Raw genomic sequence first — 17958 nt, forward strand, 5'->3', positions numbered from 1 at the left:
GGGCGGCGGTAGCGCCGGCGTTGATCAATCCTGAAGCGTTTCCAGGAAGGACACAAGATCGGCGACAGGCTGGCTGGTCATGATCGGTTGGCCGGCGTCGGTACGCAGTGCGACATCGCTGCCCTCGAAAAAGAACCCGTAGACGGGCATCGGGCTGCCATGGCTGACCAGCGGGTCGCGCCCGTCGATACGCCGCACGACGCGGCCGCGCGGAAAGCGCCCATCGGGGTCGTTCGCGGCGAGAGCCGTCAGATCGACAGGCTTGATCGTCAGCACCCCGGCCATCGGCCCGGCGCCCTCAGCCGCCGGTCCGTGGCAGGCAACGCAGTATTCCATGTAGAGCGCGCGGCCGTCATCCGCATTGCCGGGCGCGTTGCCGGTTTCGGCTGCCGCCGGCCCCACCGGCCCGGCCACCGCCATCAGCGCGGCCAGCGCCGCCGCGACGGCACGTCCGGGGGTCATTGCCTTGAAAAACATCACTTGTCCTCCTGTCCGTGTCATCCTTGGATCGGCGCGGCCTACAGCGGGCTTGCCGGTCGAGTCTATACACGCGGCGCACGCCGCGCACCTTGCTCGGAATCAGTTCCGTTGCACATGTTCAAGCCATGCCACCAGGTCGACCACGGCCCGCGGGGTCGGCACGACGGCACCGTCCCCGGCCACCACCGGCACGCGCGGCCCTTTCAGAAGCGGCCCGAACTCGGGCATTACCGAGGTGTTGAAACGCCCAGGGTAGCCATGCACCTGCTCATAGACCCTGTCGCGGGGAAACTGCCCGCCGTTGGCGGCGCTCAGCATCGTCAGGTCCGCAGGCGCCACCGGAAGATCGGCGGCAAGCGGCCCGTCGCCGCGCCCCTCGGGCCCATGGCAGGCGGTGCAATGGCGCCGATAGGCCGCGCGCCCGCGGCTGACCTCGGGCGACGCGGCATCCGGCGCGGCGGCAAGCCCCTGCCAAGGCCCGGCGCCGCCTTCATCGCAGCCCGCCAGCCCCGCCAGCCCCAGCACCGCGGCCACTGCCACCATCCTGCCGATCCGATCCGCCATCTCTTGGCCTCCCCGTTTGGGTACCCTAGCAGGGTTTCACGGCCAAGGGCCAGCGCCGGTGCGCAAAGACCGGTGACAAACCTGCCCGCCCACGCCATGGTGGGCGCGCGAAACGCGGCAGGGAGACCAGTGATGAGCTTCGATTCAGCGCAGGCGCAGGATTTTCTGGCACACGCCTTTGCCCCTTGGGTGCGGGCGCTCGACCTGACGGTCGAGGAGATCAGCCCGCAACAGGCGGTGCTGTCGATGCCGATCACCGACGACATCGCGCGTATCGGCGGCATCGTCTGCGGGCAGGCGCTGGCCACCATGGCCGACACCGCGATGGTGATCGCCACCGCCGGTCACTACGGCCACCCGCGCCCGGTGGCGACGACCAACCTCGACACCCAGTTCCTGCGCCCGGGCAGCGGCGACCGCGTGCGCTGCGTGGCGCGGGTGCGCCGGGCTGGGAAGGCGATGCTGTTCGCGCAAGCCGACATGCACGCCCTGCCCGACGACCGGCTGATCGCGTCGGCCACGGCAACCTTTTTCGTGCCGCCCGACGCACCCTGAGACCCACCAAGGAGGCAACACCGCGATGCCCACAACGACAGTTTACGCCCTGATCATGCTGACCGCGGGGATTGGCATCCCGATTCTGGCGGCGCTCAATGCCGCGCTCGGCGCGCGCATGGCTGCGCCGGCGGCGGCATCGGTGATCCTGTTTTTGGTGGCGCTTTGCGCGGCGCTGGTGGTGCTGTTCGCCACCGCCGGACCGCAGGCGCTGACCCGCGCGGTCGGGGCGCCGCGCCACCTGTTCCTGGCCGGGCTGTTGGTGGCGTTCTACGTGCTGTCGATCACCTTCGTCGCGCCGCATTTCGGGGTCGGCAACGCGATTTTCTTCGTGTTGCTGGGGCAGTTGATCAGCGCCGCGGCGATCGACCATTTCGGCCTGCTCGGCGCGCGCCCCAACCCGCTGACGATGGCCCGCATGGGCGGCATCGCCCTGATGGCGGCGGGGGTGTTCCTGACCCAGAAGCTCTGAGCCGCCGCCGCCCCCGCGCGCCAAAGGCTGGCCGCGACGCGACTACAGCCGCCGTACCGCCCAGACCCGCGCGCCAAGGCCGATCTCGGGCAGGTGGGGGCCGTCTTCGGCCATCAGCTTTTCGACCCGGCCGTCGGCGATGGCGGCGTTCAACCGCGCCTCGAACTGCGGGTCTTCCAGCGTGTGATCGTTCAACGAGACGACGAAAATCCCGCCCGGCTCAAGGTTGTCGATCACGGCGTCGATGCTTTCCACCGGGGCTGCGCCGGCACCGATGGCCCCCACCGCGGTGATCGCGCGGTAGTGCCGTCCGCCGGTGTCGAGCGGCCGATCGGCGCTCATCCGCCACAGCTCGCGGTAAACCCCCTTGGTGCGTGCCTTGTCGAGCATCCCCTGCGAGATGTCGGTGCCGTCAACCGCGGTGAACCCGGCCGCGTGCAGCGCCTCGCCCGACAGGCCGGTGCCGCAGGCGAAATCAAGGACCGGCGCATCGCGGTCGGGCAGATAGGCGGCCAGCGCCTCGGCCGCGCGGCGCGGCGTGCGGTAGTCGCTGTCGTGCAGGTCGCTGTCATAGCTCTCGGCCCAGTCATCGTAGTAGCGGCGCATGTCGTCACCGCCATCGACGGAATAGATGTTGTCGAGAAAACTACTGGTGCTCACGTCGGTCTCCTTGTTGATTTTTTCCTGCGCGCAGCGATAGCAGTTGCCGGCGGGATTTGCAAAAAGCGACAACTCACGGCTAAAAACGACATCAGGGCGGCGACACGCCGCCGCCGTCACCCGCCCGACAAGGCCTCGCGCTCGGGAAAGACCTGCCGGTGCTTGACCACGCCCGAGGACCGCGTGCAATTGACGCAGGCCGGCCCTGGCAAGTTCCTTGACGCGCTGGCGCGCGCCGCCGCCATGCCCCTGCCCGATTTACGTTGCGTCGCGCCCGAAACCCGGCAACGTGCGGCACCGGCGACATTGACAGGGTTTCGCGACGCTTGTTTAGTTTCTCCCAAGCCCGCAAAAAATCAGGGCAGGGAGGACATATTCTATGACAGCTATCGCAGGGCGGCCCCGTGCCGTGCCCCAATTCGATTGCCGGTGCGCCCCATGGACCTGATCCAGCTTCTTGTCGGGGGGGTCGCAACAGGGTGCGTCTACGGGCTGGTCGCCCTGGGGTTCGTGCTGATCTACAAGGCCACCGAAGGGGTGAACTTCGCCCAGGGCGACATGATGATGCTGGGCGCATTCATCGCGCTCGGGCTGGTCAATTCCGATCATCTCGGGCTTGCGTTCATTCCCGGCGTGGCGCTGGCCGCGGTGCTGATGGGCGGAGTCGGCTACGGGATCGACCGCTTCGTGGTGCGCCAGATATTCGGTCAACCGCAGTTCGCGCTGGTGATCCTGACCATCGCCCTGGGGTTCGTGCTGCGATTCATCGCCGGTTCGATCTGGGGTTATTCGCCGCTGGTGCTGGAAACCCCGTTCGCCGGCCGCAACCTGTCGATGGGCGGTGTCAACATCTCGCTCGCCGACATCGTCACCATCCTGGTCACCGCGCTGCTGACCGTGGCGCTGTGGGGGTTCTTTGCCTACACCCGCATCGGCCTGGCCGCGCAGGCGGCATCGCAAAACCAGATGGCGGCCTATATCGTGGGCGTGCCGGTGCGGCGCATCAACTCGATCATCTGGGCGCTGTCGGGGATGGTCGCCACCGTAGCCGGGGTGCTTTATGCCTCGAAGGGCGCGATCGACCCCAATATCGGCCTGCTGGGCATCAAGGCGTTCGCCGCCGCGGTGATCGGCGGCTTCGGCAGCCTGCCCGGCGCGCTTCTGGGCGGCATCCTGATCGGCGTGGTCGAGCCCCTGGCGGCGCGTTACCTGCCCGGCGGTTTCAGCCAGATGTCGCCTTACATCATCATGCTCGCGGTGCTGGTGACGCGGCCCAACGGGCTGTTCGCGCAAATGCACGCCAAGAAGGTCTGAGCGCATGAAAGTGATCTTCAAGACCAGCTACGACCGCGACATCGACCTGCACAAGGACGGCTGGGCGCGCGCGCGCATCGTGGCACTGGTGGCAGTGATGGCGGCGCTGCCCTTCCTGGTGGGCGAGTATTACCTGGCCGAGGCCACCAACACCCTGATCTGGGCGCTGGCGGGGATGGGGCTGATGCTGCTGGTCGGCCATAGCGGGCAGGTCAGCCTGGGCCACGCGGCGTTCCTGGCGATCGGGGCCTATACCGACACCGCCCTGATGAACGCCGGCCTGCCCTTCGTGGTGACCTTCCCGGCGGCGGCGCTGGCGGCGGGGTTGTTCGGCGCGCTGGTGGCGATCCCGGCGGTGCGCATGTCGGGCATCTACCTGGCCATCGCGACGCTGGCGTTGTTCGTCATCGTCGAGGAAATGATCATCATCGCGGAGCCGATCACCGGCGGCGTCGGCGGCATCATGGCGCCCGCGATTCAGATCGCGGGCATTGATTTCGATCGCTACGGGCAGCTCGACCGCTTCTACTGGCTGTGCCTGGCGGTGGTGGTCGCGGTGACCTGGGCCTATGCCAACCTGCTGCGCAGCCCCACCGGGCGCAGTTTCCTGGCGGTGCGCGACAGCGAGGTTTCGGCGCGCGCCCTGGGCATCAACGTCACCCGCACGCGGGCGCTGGCCTTTGGCCTGTCGTGCGCGATGACCGGTCTGGCCGGGGCGCTGATGGGCCACTACATCGCGTTTTTCAACTACGAGCTGTTCTCGATCTTCATCTCGATCAACCTGCTGCTGGTGGTCACCATCGGTGGGCTGGGGTTCATCCAGGGGGCGTTCTTCGGCGCCATCCTGATCACCGCGGTTCCGCAAGCCATTACTATCCTGCGCGGGGTGGCGCGCGACAGCCTCGGCGTCGATATCGGCGGCATGCCGGGGCTCGACACGATGCTGTTCGCGATGATCCTGATCGGTTTCATCATCTACGAGCCGACCGGGCTTTACGGCCGCTGGCTGAAGATCAAGGCCTGGGTCGAGCTGTTCCCCCTGGCCCGGCGCGACATGTTCCGGCGGCAGAAATCCTACCTGAAAACGGAGCGTCAGAAATGAGCCTTCTGGAGGTCGAGGATCTGGCGATTCACTTCGGCGGGGTCAAGGCCGTGGACGGCGTCTCGTTCGCCGTGGCGCCGGGCGAGGTGTTCTCGATCATCGGGCCCAACGGGGCGGGAAAATCGACGATCTTCAACCTGATCTCGCGCATCTACGCGCCCACCCGCGGCACGATCCGCTTCAACGGGCGCGACATCACCGGGCTTCAGGCGCACCAGGTCGCGCCCTTGGGCATCGCGCGCACCTTCCAGAACATCGAGTTGTTCGATCACTCCACGGTTCTGGACAACCTGCTGATGGGGCGGCACGTCCACCGCAGCACAAATTTCATCCAGGACATGCTGTTCCTGCCCGCGGTGCGCCGGGCCGAACGGGCGCACCGACACCGCGTCGAAGAGGTGATGGAGTTTCTCGAACTCGAAGCCTACCGCGAAAAGATGATCGCCGGCCTGCCCTACGGCGTGCGCAAGGTGGTCGAGATCGGGCGCGCGCTGGCCGTGGGGCCCGAGCTGATATTGCTGGACGAACCCGCCTCGGGCCTGTCGGTCGAGGAAAGCCAGGACGTCGCCTTCTGGATCGAGGACATGCGCCGCGACATGGGGCTGACGGTGCTGATGGTCGAACACGACATGCGCCTGGTTTCGCAGGTCTCCGACCGGGTGCTGGCGGTGGCCAACGGCAAGCCGCTGGCGCAGGGAACGCCATCGCAGGTGCAGGCCGACCCGGGCGTGCAGGCGGCTTACCTGGGCACGGAGGTGGCGCAATGACCCAAGCCGTGCTGCAAGTGCGCAACGTCGAGACGTTCTACGGCGCGATCATGGCGCTGCGCGGCGTGACGCTGGATGTGCAGGAAGGCGAGATCGTCACCATCCTGGGCGCCAACGGGGCCGGCAAGACGACGCTGATGAAGACGGTGTCGGGGCTGATGGACCCGGAGAAGGGCCAGATCGAGTTCGACGGCACCCGGATCGACGGGATGGACCCCGACCGGATCGTGCGCATGGGCCTGGCGCATGTGCCCGAGGGGCGCGAGGTGTTCCCTTACCTCACGGTCGCTGAAAACCTGCGCATGGGCGCCTACAGCCGCAAGGGCGCGGGCATCGCCGAGGATCTCGAAATCGTCTATTCCTATTTCCCGGTGCTCAAGGAGCGCCGGGCACAGGCGGCGGGCCTGTTGTCGGGCGGCCAGCAACAGATGCTGGCGATCGGCCGCGGGCTGATGGCGCGACCGCGGCTGATGCTGCTGGACGAGCCGTCGCTGGGCCTGTCGCCGCTGCTGACGCAAGAGATTTTCGCGATCATCAAGCGCCTCAACGCGGAACGGGGCGTGACCATGCTGCTGGTCGAGCAGAACGCCAACGTCGCACTGCAAACCGCGCACAAGGGCTATGTGCTGGAAATGGGACGTATCGTGATGGCCGGCAGCAGCGAGGAGTTGCGAAATTCCGAGGATATCCAGGAATTCTACCTTGGCCGGCAGGACGAGGGCCAGCGCGGTCAGAAACGCTGGAAACGGCGCAAGACATGGAGGTGAGCGTGGCGCACGGGGCCGATCAGGGGATCATTGCGGACGATGAGCCGATCATTCTGGACGGGTGCGAGACCGTCGTCGCGCTCTGGGCCAAGCGTTGCGCCGAAATGGGCGAGAAGGTCGCGCACCGCGAAAAGAAGCTGGGCATCTGGCAGGCTTACGGCTGGAACGACTATTATCACGGTGGGCGCTGCGTCGGGCTGGCGCTGCTGTCGATGGGGCTGCAAAAGGGCCAGCCGGTGCAGATCCTGTCCGAGGACCGGCGCGAATGGCTCTATTGCGATCTGGGCGTCGCCGCCGTCGGGGGCATCCCGTCGGGCGTCTATACCACCGACAGCGCCGAACAGCTTGCCTACCTGGTCAACGACTCGGGCGCCGTGTTCCTGTTCGTCGAGAACGACGAGCAGCTCGACAAGTTCCTGGAGGTCCGCGGCCAGATGCCCGGCCTGCAAAAGGTCATCGTCTTCGACCGCGAGGGGCTGGCCGATTTCCACGACCCGCAGGTGATGTTCTTCGACGAATTGCTGGATATCGGCGAGGAGGAACTGACCGTCCACACCGATCGCTTCGAGGCCGCGATTTCGGCCGTGCGGCCGGGCGACCCGCGCATGCTGATCTATACCTCGGGCACCACCGGCCCACCCAAGGGGGCGATCATTACCCACCGCAACATGATCTACCAGTTGTCCGCGGGGCAGGAGATTCTGGACTATTACCGCGACGACGAATTGCTATGTTTCCTGCCGCTGTGTCATGTGCTGGAGCGGCTGATCTCGGTCGAGTTTCCCATACTCGCGGGCTGCCGGGTGAACTTCGCCGAAAGCCCCGAGACGGTGTTCGACAACCTGCGCGAGGTCAGTCCGCACAGCTTTACCGGCGTGCCGAGGATCTGGGAAAAGGTCTATAGCCGGGTGACGATCATGCGCTCGGAGGCGGGGTGGATCGGGCGCACCGCGTTTGACTGGGCCGTTGCCGCGGGCATGCGAAGGGTCGTGGCGCGCCAGGAGGGCCGCGCCATGGGGCTGGGCGCGCGGCTCAACCTGGCATTGGCCGACCTTCTGGTGCTGCGCAACCTGCGCAACCTCGTGGGGCTGGCGCGCACCCGGCGCTGCACCTCGGGCGCGGCCCCCATATCGCCCGAGTTGATCCGCTGGTTCGCGGCCATCGGGGTGGAGCTGATCGAGGGTTACGGGATGACCGAAACCTCGGGCGTGGCCACCGTGAACACGGTCGAGGACAACCACATCGGCACCGTCGGCCCGCCGCTGCCGGGGCTGGGCCTGCGCATCGCCGAGGATGGCGAGTTGCAAATCAAGGGCCCCGCGGTGTTCGCCGGCTACTGGAACAAGCCTGAGAAGACCGCCGAGACCTTCACCGATGACGGCTGGCTGCGCACCGGCGACGTGGGCCGGATCGACAACCACGGGTGCCTGACGATCACCGGGAGGCTCAAGGACATCATCATCACCGCCGGCGGCAAGAACATCACCCCCGCCGAGATCGAGAGCCGGCTGAAATTCTCGCCCTACATCTCGGATGCGGTGGTGATCGGGGATGGGCGCAAGTTCCTGACCTGCCTGATCATGATCGACCAGGAAAACGTCGAACGCTTCGCGCAGGACCACCAGATACCCTATGCCGATTTCGCCTCGCTCACCCGCGCGCCGGAAGTGCGCGAACTGATCGGGCAGGTTGTGGCCGAAACCAACACCGCCTTCGCGCAGGTCGAACAGATCAAGGATTTCCGCCTCATCGACATCCTGCTGACCGCCGAGGACGAGGAACTGACCCCGACGATGAAGCTCAAGCGCAATTACGTCAACAAACGCCACGCTGATCTGATAGAAAGCATGTACCAGGCTCGCGCGTGACGGGGAGGCACCGGGCAGGCACGTTCAAGCCACTGAAAACCAAACGGGAGGAAAGACAATGAGGACAATCAAGGCAATCGCCGCCACAGCGGCCCTGTCGCTGAGCGCGGCCGGTAGCGTCAGCGCCGGCAATGGCGTCACCGAGGACGAGATCAGGATCGGCGGCGCGCACGACATGTCGGGTATCTTCGCGCCCTTCTCGGTGCCCGCGGTCACCGCCGCCAATCTCTATTTCGACCAGATCAACGCCGATGGCGGCGTGCACGGCCGCAAGATCACCTACATCACCGAGGATCACGGCTACCAGGTGCCGCGCGCGGTGCAGGCGGCCAACAAGCTGATCAACCGTGACGAAGTGTTCGCGATGCTGCTCAGCCTGGGCACGCCGCACAACCTTGCGATGTTCAAGCTGATGGGGCCCAAGGGCATCCCCAATGTGAGCCCGCTGACCGCCGCGCGGCAGATGGTCGACCCGCCCGCGCCGTGGAAATTCGCCGGCACCGCATCCTATTACGAGGGCGTCAAGGCAACGGCCACCTACCTGGCCGAGGAAAAGGGCGCGCAGACCTTCTGCCTGATGTACCTGCCCACCGATTTCGGCACCGAGATCGAGCAGGGCGTCAAGGACGCCGCCGCCGAGGTGGGCGCCGAGTTCGGCACCGAGACCCAGCACAAGCCTGACCAGAGCGACTTCACCGGCGCACTGGGCAAGATCCGCGAGGCCGGATGCGACACGGTCGGGCTGGCGCTTGGCGTGGGCCAGACAATCAACGTGGTCGCCACCGCCCACAAGATGGGGATGGAAGACCTTGATTTCCTGACCTCCAGCGCGGGCTTTCACACCGTGGTGGCCAAGGGCCTGGCGCAGCAGGGCGTGATGGGCGGCCTCTATGCCGGCGCCGGCTGGCAGGACCTGGAGGCGCGCATGGACACCCCCGAGGTGGCGCAATGGGTCAAGGACTACACCGAGGCGACCGGCGAATCCTTCCCCGGCACCGGTGCCCTGCTGGGCCGCTCGGCGGCCGAGATCATGGTGCGCGCGCTTGAAAACGCGGGCCCCGAGCCCACCCGCGAGAAGTTCATCGAAGCGATGGAAAGCCTGGACTACGCCGACGAGGTCGCCGGCAACCACGTCAGGATGAGCGCCGACGACCACGTCGCGGCATCCGAGATCTACGTCTCGGTCGTCGATAACGGCTCGTGGAAACTGGTCAAGACCATCGAGTGAGCCGGGCCACATTGGCGGGAACACCAGGGGGCGCCGGTTGGCGCCCCCTTTTTCGTGGGGGGCAAAACGGCGGGCGGTATGGCGTCGGTATAACGTCGGTATCGCGGCGGTGCGCCCGCGCGGGCGGCAAGGGCCGCGTTAACCGGGACGCGGGATGCTCCCTCCCCCGCAACCGGAGAGACCCATGGCCCGCATGAGCAAGACCGAACGCCTGGCCCGCGACAGGCTGATGCGCGACCTCATCCACCTCAACCGCGACGGCTGGATCACCTCGACGCTGGCCGAGGAGGTGCCCGACGCCTGGCACACGCTGGAGGCCGACACGGACGTGGACGAGCCGCGCGAGAAGGTGACGCTTTACCTCGACCGGTCGGTGGCGCGGTTCTATCGCGCGATGGGGCGCGGCTATCACGCGCGCATCAACCGGCTGCTCAGGACATGGGCGCAGATGAAGATCGCGGGCGAGGTGCGGCTGGATGCCTACCTGGCGAAACGGGTGGCGGGGGAAGAGGAGGAGGCGGAGGGCTGAGGCCCCTGCCCCGGCCCGGTGGGCGTCGTCCCCGGATCCCGAAGTCATCCTCGGCCCACGGAGTCATCCTCGGGCTTGCCCCGAGGATCTGGTGGGGCGGAGATCCTCGGGGCGAGCCCGAGGATGACGGGGGAGAAGCCGCGCGGGCGCCTGCGCCGCCGGGCAGAACGGCCCGAGATGTAGGGTGGGCAATTTTGCCCACCGTGGCGCGGGGGTGGAATTGGTGGGCTGAACGCAAAAAGGGGCAGCCGAAGCCGCCCCTTTCCGAATCGTGTCGCGTCCGGCTCAGGCCAGGGCGATGTTCGTCGCGCTCTCGCGGCCGTCGCGGCCGGCTTCGACGTCGAAGGTGACCTTCTGATCGTCGGACAGGCCGGTCAGCCCGGCACGCTCGACAGCGGAGATGTGGACGAAAACGTCCTTGCCGCCGGTCTCAGGTGCGATGAAGCCGAAGCCTTTGGTGGTGTTGAACCATTTCACGGTGCCATTGGACATGTGAAGTCTTCCTTATGATGTATGCTGCCCGCGTTGGTGCGGCAGCCCGGCGTAGTCAGTCTGAGTCGAAGAACTGAGTGCCGGTTAAGGAAGTCAGGGTCGAGGTAGAATAACGTTGCATGGGCCGTATGACGGTTTTGAAGGCGGATAGCAAGGGGTAATCGTAGCCCGCGCGGCATCAGCCATCTTGCAATCACCCGATACGCGACACTTGCAGCCTAGTCACCCTTAGGCGCTTCGGTGCCCTTGGGGGCCGTCTGCGGGAGCTTCTTTTGCTCCTCTTTCTCGGCGGCGATTGCGCCAATCCTGGAAAATCGCGCTTCGCGCTCAATATACCTGCCCCCTACGATTGCTCCGGCGCCGCCGGGCGGAACGGCCCGAGATGTAGGGTGGGCAATTTTGCCCACCGTGGCGCGGGAGGTGGAATTGGTGGGCAGGACTGCCCACCCTACGATTGCCCCTGCGCCGCCGGGCGGAACGGCCCGAGATGTAGGGTGGGCAATTATTGCCCACCATGGCGCGGGGGGTGGAATTGGTGGGCAGGACTGCCCACCCTACGCTTGCTGCTGCATCTCCTGCGCCGAGTGTGATGCGATACACGCGCGGAATCAAGGCCGCAGGCCGCCGCGCGATCGCCGACGCGCCCCCACGCGGCGGCGATTTGGTGAGGCTGGGCGCGCGGCATCGAGGTTACGCAGACGTGGCAACATAAAGTGCCCCGCTCAACGGTTGGATCGCCCCCGCGCGCGTCGGCAATCGCGCGACTTTGGCGGATTGCAGTTCGGCATTTCATTCACCTCGTGAACTTCTTAAACTTCACCCGCTTGGGCTCCACCGCGTCGGCGCCGAGGCGGCGTTTCTTGTCTTCTTCGTAGGCCTCGAAGTTGCCTTCGAACCATTCGACGTGGGCCTCGCCCTCGAAGGCCAGGATATGCGTGCACAGCCGGTCGAGGAAGAACCGGTCGTGGCTGATGACCACGGCGCAGCCGGCGAAGTCTTCGAGCGCGTCTTCGAGCGCGCGCAGGGTTTCCACGTCCAGATCGTTGGTCGGCTCGTCCAGGAGCAGCACGTTGCCGCCCGAGCGCAAGAGCCGCGCCATGTGGACGCGGTTACGCTCGCCCCCCGAAAGCAGCCCGACCTTTTTCTGCTGGTCGCCGCCCTTGAAGTTGAAGGCCGAGCAATAGGCGCGGGCGTTGACCTCGGCATCGCCCAGCTTGATGATGTCGAGCCCGTCGGCGATGGCCTCCCAGACGTTGTCGTCGGGGTTGAGTTCATCGCGGTTCTGATCGACATAGGACAGCTGCACCGTGTCGCCATATTCGATGGTGCCTTCGTCGGGCTCTTCCTGCCCGGTGAGCATGCGAAACAGCGTCGTCTTGCCGGCGCCGTTGGGGCCGATCACGCCGACGATGCCGCCGGGCGGCAGCGAGAATGTCAAATCCTCGATCAGCAGCTTGTCGCCCTTGGCCTTTTTCAGGCCGTTCACCTCGATCACCTTATTGCCCAGGCGCGGGCCGTTGGGGATGATGATCTGCGCGCGGCCCACCTTTTCGCGTTCCGACTGGCCCGCCATCTCGTTGTAGCTGTTGATGCGCGCCTTCGACTTGGCCTGCCGCGCCTTGGGGCTGGCGCGCATCCATTCCAGTTCGCGTTGCAGGGTCTTCTGCTTGGACTTGTCCTCGCGCGCCTCCTGCTCCAGGCGCTTGGCCTTCTGTTCCAGCCAGCTTGAATAATTGCCCTCGTGGGGGATGCCGCGACCGCGGTCGAGCTCGAGTATCCAGCCGGTGATACTGTCGAGGAAATAGCGGTCGTGGGTGACGATCAGGATGGTGCCCTTGTACTCGACCAGGTGCTGTTGCAGCCAGGCGATGGTTTCCGCGTCGAGGTGGTTGGTGGGCTCGTCCAGCAGCAGCATGTCGGGCGCTTCCAGCAGCAGCTTGCACAGCGCCACGCGGCGCTTTTCGCCGCCCGACAGGGTGGTCACGTCGGCGTCGTCGGGGGGGCAGCGCAGCGCCTCCATGCTGACATCGACCTGCGCGTCGAGATCCCACAGGTTGTCGCTGTCGATCTCGTCCTGAAGCGCGGCCATCTCGTCGGCGGTCTCATCCGAGTAGTTCATCGCCAGTTCGTTGAAGCGCTCCAGCTTGGCCTGTTTCTCGGCCACGCCCAGCATCACGTTGCCGCGCACGTCGAGCGACGGGTCGAGCTCGGGCTCCTGCGGCAGGTAGCCCACGCGCGCGCCCTTGGCCGCCCATGCCTCGCCGGTGAAATCGGTGTCCTGGCCGGCCATGATGCGCAGCAGCGTGGACTTGCCCGAGCCGTTGACGCCGACGACGCCGATCTTGACGCCGGGCAGGAAGTTGAGGTGGATGTCCTCGAAGCACTTCTTGCCGCCGGGGTAGGTCTTGGACACTCCGGACATGTGATAGACGTATTGATAAGAGGCCATTGCGACTCCCCGGCAAACTGCGCGTTTAAGGTCATGGTGGATGCGTTGACCGTGTCTAGTGACATTGCCCGGGCGGGGCAAGAGGGCGGCGCGTGCGCGGCCGGCCCCCGGCGGCACCCCACCCGGCCGGGCCGGCCGCCGAACGCGCCCCGCGAACGGCGTGGATAACCGCGCGGGCGCATGCTATCGGCTGGGTCTGTCGCGACGCCGGCAGCGACGGGCGCGCAGACGCGCAAGGATGAAGGGGCGCAGCATGAGGTATCACTTTCCGGTCGCGCGGGCCGGTCAGAGAATCGGCATCCTCGGCGGGTCGTTCGACCCGGCCCATGCCGGGCATTCCCATATCACGCGCGAGGCGTTCAAGCTGTTCGGGCTGGACCGCGTGTGGTGGCTGGTAAGCCCGGGCAACCCGCTCAAGGCCGATGGCCCCGCGCCGATGCCGCAGCGGCTTGCGCGTGCCCGGCAGGTCATGGCGCACCCGCGCGTCACGGTCACCGACATCGAACAGCGGCTGGGAACCCGCCACACCGCCCAGACCCTTGCGGCGCTGCAAGGGCTCTATCCCGGGGTGCGCTTTGTCTGGCTGATGGGGGCGGACAACCTGGGGCAGTTCGACCAATGGCAGAACTGGCACGACATCATGGCGCGGGTTCCCGTCGGGGTTCTGGCACGACCGGGGCAGCGGATATCGGCGCGGGTGTCGCGGGCGGCGCGAATCTACCGCGCGGCGCGGTTGGGGGCGCGGGCCAGCCACCTGCTGCCCGGGGCCGCGCCACCGGCCTGGTGTTTCGTCAACGTGCCCATGGTTGATGTATCGTCATCAATGATCCGCTCGCGCGGGGATTGGCGCCGATGACCGCTGCCGCCGGCCTTGCAGGCCCCACCGGACGCATCCGCCGGCACGCGGGCACCACTTGCGCAACCCCCTGCGGTGCACTAGTTTTTCGCAATGGTTAATAAGTATTCACGGCGCCTCTTTTTGGCCGGTGCGGGCAGCCTGCTGGCCGGTGCGGCGTCGGCGGCGATAAGCACATCGCTGCGGCCACGGTTGCGTCCCAGCCATGTGGCGCCGGGCGTCCCGGCGGAGGCCGAGTCGCTGATCGCGCAGGCGCTGCCCGATGGCGTTGTCTCCTACGCGGTGGCGGATGCGCGTACCGGGGAGATGCTGGAGGATCGCCACGCCGCGCGCGGCCTGCCGCCGGCCAGCGTGGCAAAGACGATCACGGCGCTCTATGCGCTTGATACCCTGGGAGAAAAGCATCGCTTTGCCACCCGGCTGCTGGCCCGGGGCACGCTGCGCGACGGGGTGCTGGAGGGCGACCTGGTGCTTTCCGGGGGTGGCGACCCGACGCTGGACACCCGCGGGCTGGCGGCGTTGGCCGCCGATCTCAAGGCATCCGGCCTGCGCGAGGTGCGCGGGCGGTTCGTGGTCTGGACGGGGGCGCTGCCCTATACCCGGCAGATCGACGCGGCGCAGCCCGCGCATGTCAGCTACAACCCCGCGATCTGTGGCTTGGCGCTGAATTTCAACCGCATACGATTTGGGTGGACGCGCGCCGGCAAGGACTACGGCGTCACCCTGGACGCCCGCGCAGGGCGCTATCGTCCCGCGGTGGAAATGGCGCGGATAACGGTCGTGGACCGCGGCATGCCGGTCTATACCTACAGCGAAAAGGCTGGCGTGGATCACTGGACGGTGGCGCGCGGCGCGCTTGGCAACGGCGGCGCGCGGTGGCTGCCGGTGCGGCGGCCCGACCTGTACGCAGCGGACGTGTTCCGCACCCTGACGCGAGCGCATGGCATCGAGCTGCCGCGCGAGGAAATCGCCGAAACCGCCCCCGGGGGCCGCGAGATCGCCGTGCATCACAGCGATGACCTGACCACGATATTGCGCGCAATGCTGAAGTATTCCAATAACTTGACGGCAGAAATGATCGGCATGAGCGCGAGCAGCGCACGCACCGGACAGCCCGTGGGCCTGCGTGCTTCGGCAGAGCTGATGAGCCGATGGACCGAGGTCGAGATGGGCATGGCGGATGTCGCGCTGGTGGACCATTCCGGGCTGAGCGACGGATCGCGGCTGCAGGCGGCCGACATGGTGCGCGCGCTGGTGTCGGCCCCCGCGCGGCAGGCGCTGGAACCGCTGCTGAAAACCATCCAGGTACAGCTTTCCGACGCCGGGAACGCCAACGACATCACCGTGCGCGCCAAGACCGGAACGTTGAATTTCGTAAGCGGGCTGGCCGGTTACATCGAAGGCGATGGCGGGCGCGACCTGGCTTTCGCGGTCTTTTCCGCGGACCTTTCAAGGCGCGCCGAGATCCCCCGCGCGCAGCGCGAGCGCCCCAGCGGCGCACGGCCCTGGAGCCGCCGCGCGCGGCGTCTGCAACGTGAGCTGATCACCCGGTGGGAGCAGCTATACGCCTGACGGCAGTCCCGTCTTGTACCGCCAGCCCGGGCGTTTCGTACCGCCGGGATGTGCCGATCCGCGCCTTTTTCGAACGGCGACGGTGGCCGCGCATCGCGCATGGCACATGCTTTCAGCATGGCCCCGCCCCCGCCGCCGCCCGCTTGACGGAGGTAGGTGGCGCGGGTACCGCTGCGCCTGATCCCTGCCCCGCCGCGCCCTTTGCCCCGAACGGAGCCCGCCCGCCATGAGCCGCCTTTTCGAGGAACTGGATTACTGCCCGACGCCGATCGGCACGCTGAGCCTGCGGCGGCGCCGCGATGCCAAGCTGGGCGTCGACGTGTTCGAGATCAAGCTCGGCGACGAGTTCCTGATGACCAGCCTGTTCACCGCCTCCGAGGTGGCGCTGGCGCGGCTGGGGTTGGAAGCCTGCGAGGCGCAGGCGCCCGAGGTGGTGGTCGGCGGGCTGGGGCTGGGCTATACCGCGCAGGCGGTGCTGGAACGGCCCGGGGTCGCGGAGTTGCGGGTGATCGAGTACCTCGCCCCGGTGATCGAGTGGCACGAGGCGGGGCTGCTGCCGATGGGCACAGCGCTGGCCGACGATCCGCGCTGCCGGCTGGTGGAGGGCGATTTCTTTGCCATGGCGCGCGGGTCCGAGGGCTTTGACGCAGCACACCGGGGGCGGCGTTTCGACGCCATCCTCGCCGATATCGACCACGCCCCCGATCACCTGCTGGACGCGCACAGCGACAGCTTCTACCAGCCCGAGGGCCTGCGCGCGCTGGCGCGGCACCTGAAACCGGGCGGCATCTTCGGGCTGTGGTCGGACAAGGTGACGGATCAGCGGTTCGTCGACCGGCTGGAGGCGGTCTATGCCACTGCCTGGGCCGCGCCGGTGACCTTCGACAACCCGCTGACGGGGCGGCCGTTCACGCAGACGGTGTACCTGGCGCGAACGGCGCGGGCATGAGCGGCGCGGCCGCCCCGCATACCGGCACCGCCCCGCCCTGCCCGCTGTGCCGCGCCGGGGCCACGGTGCCGTTCGCGGTGATCGACGCGCGCGCCTACCGCCGCTGCCCGGCCTGCGGGGTGCGGTTTCTCGACCCCGCGCACCACCCGGCGCGCGCGGATGAGCACGCGCATTACCTGCATCACGAAAACGATGTCGACGACCCGCGCTACCGGCGTTTCCTGTCGAAGCTGGCCGATCCGCTGCTGGCGCGACTGGCGGGGCCGGCGGCGGGGCTGGATTACGGCTGCGGCCCCGGCCCGGCGCTGGCGGCAATGCTGCGCGAGGCGGGCCACGAGGTGGCGCTATACGATCCGTTCTTCGCCCCCGACCCGGCGCCGCTGGAGGCGTGCTACGATTTCGTCACCTGCACCGAGACGGCCGAGCATTTCCACCACCCGGCGGCCGAGTTCGACCGCCTGCGGGCGCTGGTGCGCCCGGGCGGCTGGCTGGCGGTGATGAGCTGTTTCCAGACCGACGACGCGCGCTTTGCGAGCTGGCACTACCGCATGGACCCGACACATGTGATCTTTTACCGCGAAGAGACGTTCCACCACCTGGCGCGGCTGTGGGGCTGGCGCTGCGAGGTGCCGGCCAAGGACGTGGCGCTGTTGCAGCGCCCGGCGCCGGCATGACCGGGCAGTTGCACGAGGAACGCATGGCGGCGGTGATGGCGGCGGTGCGCGCGGGCGCCCCGGCGCGGGTGCTGGACCTGGGTTGCGGCGACGGCGACATGTTGGTGCGGCTGGCCGCCGAGCCGTGCATCGCGGCGCTGGTGGGGCTCGACATCGACGAGGGCGCGCTAGCCCGCGCGCGGGCACGGCTGGCGCGCGTGGCGGCGACGGCGGGGCGGGTCGATCTGCGCCTCGGCTCGATGCTGGCGCCGCCCGACGACCTGGTCGGATGGGATTGCGCGGTGCTGGTCGAGACGATCGAGCATATCGAGCCCGGCCAGCTATCGCGGCTGGAACAGGCGCTGTTTTCGCGCCTGCGCCCGGCGCGCGTGGTCCTGACCACCCCCAACGCCGAGTTCAACCGCCTGCTGGGCGTGCCGGCGCGCCGCCGCCGCCACCCCGATCACCGGTTCGAGTGGACGCGGGCGCAGTTCCGCACCTGGTGCGCGCGCGCGGTGCGCGGCAGGGGCTTTGATGTCACCATCACCGACATCGCCGGGGCGCACCCCGACCTGGGCGGCGCCAGCCAGATGGCGGTGTTCACCCGCGCCTGACCGGGACCGGGGGCGCAAGCTGCGGCTTGGGCACTGTTCCCGCGGGTGCGAAGTGTTATTTTCGCAA

Annotated in this window: 19 protein-coding genes; 14 read left to right on the forward strand and 5 right to left on the reverse strand. The window is 67.5% G+C overall.

What is annotated here, in order from left to right:
- Nucleotides 1-24 precede the first annotated feature (24 nt).
- Complete coding sequence (locus tag Q0L89_RS11770) at nt 25-477, reverse strand: cytochrome c (protein WP_296765279.1); 453 nt, start codon at nt 475-477, stop codon at nt 25-27.
- A gap of 102 nt (nt 478-579) precedes the next feature.
- Nucleotides 580-1044 (reverse strand): c-type cytochrome, encoded by a 465-nt coding sequence (locus tag Q0L89_RS11775; RefSeq protein WP_296765282.1) that lies wholly within the window; start codon nt 1042-1044, stop codon nt 580-582.
- A 132-nt stretch (nt 1045-1176) separates the two neighbouring features.
- Here Q0L89_RS11775 and Q0L89_RS11780 point away from each other — a divergent pair, with 132 nt between their 5' ends.
- The gene (locus Q0L89_RS11780; RefSeq protein ID WP_296765284.1) at nt 1177-1599 is read left to right on the forward strand and encodes a PaaI family thioesterase; all 423 of its coding nucleotides are present in this window, start codon (nt 1177-1179) and stop codon (nt 1597-1599) included.
- Between the two features lie 25 nt (nt 1600-1624).
- Nucleotides 1625-2071 (forward strand): DMT family transporter, encoded by a 447-nt coding sequence (locus Q0L89_RS11785; protein WP_296765287.1) that lies wholly within the window; start codon nt 1625-1627, stop codon nt 2069-2071.
- A 42-nt stretch (nt 2072-2113) separates the two neighbouring features.
- On the opposite strand, the gene Q0L89_RS11790 is transcribed toward Q0L89_RS11785, so the two are convergent.
- On the reverse strand, nt 2114-2731 hold the full coding sequence (locus tag Q0L89_RS11790) for a methyltransferase domain-containing protein (RefSeq protein ID WP_296765289.1): 618 nt from the start codon (nt 2729-2731) through the stop codon (nt 2114-2116).
- A gap of 438 nt (nt 2732-3169) precedes the next feature.
- On the opposite strand from Q0L89_RS11790, the gene Q0L89_RS11795 reads away from it, so the two are divergent.
- The 7 genes from Q0L89_RS11795 (at nt 3170) to Q0L89_RS11825 (ending at nt 10306) form a co-directional block, all read left to right on the forward strand.
- Nucleotides 3170-4045, forward strand: a complete 876-nt coding sequence (locus Q0L89_RS11795; RefSeq protein ID WP_296765292.1) for a branched-chain amino acid ABC transporter permease — start codon at nt 3170-3172, stop codon at nt 4043-4045.
- A gap of 4 nt (nt 4046-4049) precedes the next feature.
- The gene (locus tag Q0L89_RS11800; protein ID WP_296765294.1) at nt 4050-5147 is read left to right on the forward strand and encodes a branched-chain amino acid ABC transporter permease; all 1098 of its coding nucleotides are present in this window, start codon (nt 4050-4052) and stop codon (nt 5145-5147) included.
- Nucleotides 5144-5914 (forward strand): ABC transporter ATP-binding protein, encoded by a 771-nt coding sequence (locus Q0L89_RS11805; RefSeq protein WP_296765296.1) that lies wholly within the window; start codon nt 5144-5146, stop codon nt 5912-5914. Before Q0L89_RS11800 ends, Q0L89_RS11805 begins: the two co-directional genes overlap by 4 nt.
- Nucleotides 5911-6681, forward strand: coding sequence for an ABC transporter ATP-binding protein (locus Q0L89_RS11810; RefSeq protein WP_296765298.1), 771 nt, complete (start codon nt 5911-5913; stop codon nt 6679-6681). Before Q0L89_RS11805 ends, Q0L89_RS11810 begins: the two co-directional genes overlap by 4 nt.
- Entirely contained in the window at nt 6672-8549 is a 1878-nt protein-coding gene (locus Q0L89_RS11815) for a long-chain fatty acid--CoA ligase (protein WP_296765301.1), read from the forward strand. The genes Q0L89_RS11810 and Q0L89_RS11815 overlap by 10 nt, the downstream gene beginning before the upstream one ends.
- 58 nt (nt 8550-8607) lie before the next feature.
- On the forward strand, nt 8608-9777 hold the full coding sequence (locus Q0L89_RS11820) for an ABC transporter substrate-binding protein (RefSeq protein ID WP_296765303.1): 1170 nt from the start codon (nt 8608-8610) through the stop codon (nt 9775-9777).
- Nucleotides 9778-9970: 193 nt separating this feature from the next.
- On the forward strand, nt 9971-10306 hold the full coding sequence (locus Q0L89_RS11825) for a BrnA antitoxin family protein (RefSeq protein ID WP_296765305.1): 336 nt from the start codon (nt 9971-9973) through the stop codon (nt 10304-10306).
- Nucleotides 10307-10591: 285 nt separating this feature from the next.
- Here Q0L89_RS11825 and Q0L89_RS11830 read toward each other — a convergent pair whose 3' ends face one another.
- A complete protein-coding gene (locus tag Q0L89_RS11830) occupies nt 10592-10798 on the reverse strand; it encodes a cold-shock protein (protein WP_296765307.1) in 207 nt (68 codons plus the stop codon).
- Between the two features lie 793 nt (nt 10799-11591).
- On the reverse strand, nt 11592-13247 hold the full coding sequence (gene ettA, locus Q0L89_RS11835) for an energy-dependent translational throttle protein EttA (protein WP_296765309.1): 1656 nt from the start codon (nt 13245-13247) through the stop codon (nt 11592-11594).
- Nucleotides 13248-13500: 253 nt separating this feature from the next.
- Here ettA and Q0L89_RS11840 point away from each other — a divergent pair, with 253 nt between their 5' ends.
- The 5 genes from Q0L89_RS11840 to Q0L89_RS11860 all read left to right on the forward strand — a co-directional run bounded on the left by Q0L89_RS11840 (nt 13501) and on the right by Q0L89_RS11860 (nt 17891).
- Nucleotides 13501-14103, forward strand: coding sequence for a nicotinate-nucleotide adenylyltransferase (locus Q0L89_RS11840; RefSeq protein ID WP_296765312.1), 603 nt, complete (start codon nt 13501-13503; stop codon nt 14101-14103).
- Nucleotides 14104-14196: 93 nt separating this feature from the next.
- Entirely contained in the window at nt 14197-15675 is a 1479-nt protein-coding gene (gene dacB, locus Q0L89_RS11845) for a D-alanyl-D-alanine carboxypeptidase/D-alanyl-D-alanine-endopeptidase (protein WP_296765314.1), read from the forward strand.
- A 226-nt stretch (nt 15676-15901) separates the two neighbouring features.
- Nucleotides 15902-16624 carry a hypothetical protein gene (locus Q0L89_RS11850; protein WP_296765316.1) on the forward strand — a complete coding sequence of 241 codons (723 nt, stop codon included), beginning with the start codon at nt 15902-15904 and terminating at the stop codon, nt 16622-16624.
- On the forward strand, nt 16621-17298 hold the full coding sequence (locus Q0L89_RS11855) for a class I SAM-dependent methyltransferase (RefSeq protein WP_296765318.1): 678 nt from the start codon (nt 16621-16623) through the stop codon (nt 17296-17298). Before Q0L89_RS11850 ends, Q0L89_RS11855 begins: the two co-directional genes overlap by 4 nt.
- Nucleotides 17295-17891, forward strand: a complete 597-nt coding sequence (locus Q0L89_RS11860) for a methyltransferase domain-containing protein (protein WP_296765320.1) — start codon at nt 17295-17297, stop codon at nt 17889-17891. Before Q0L89_RS11855 ends, Q0L89_RS11860 begins: the two co-directional genes overlap by 4 nt.
- Nucleotides 17892-17958 lie beyond the last annotated feature (67 nt).

The sequence above is a fragment of the Sediminimonas sp. genome (genome assembly GCF_024637375.1).
In the GTDB taxonomy this organism is placed as follows: Bacteria; Pseudomonadota; Alphaproteobacteria; order Rhodobacterales; family Rhodobacteraceae; genus Sediminimonas.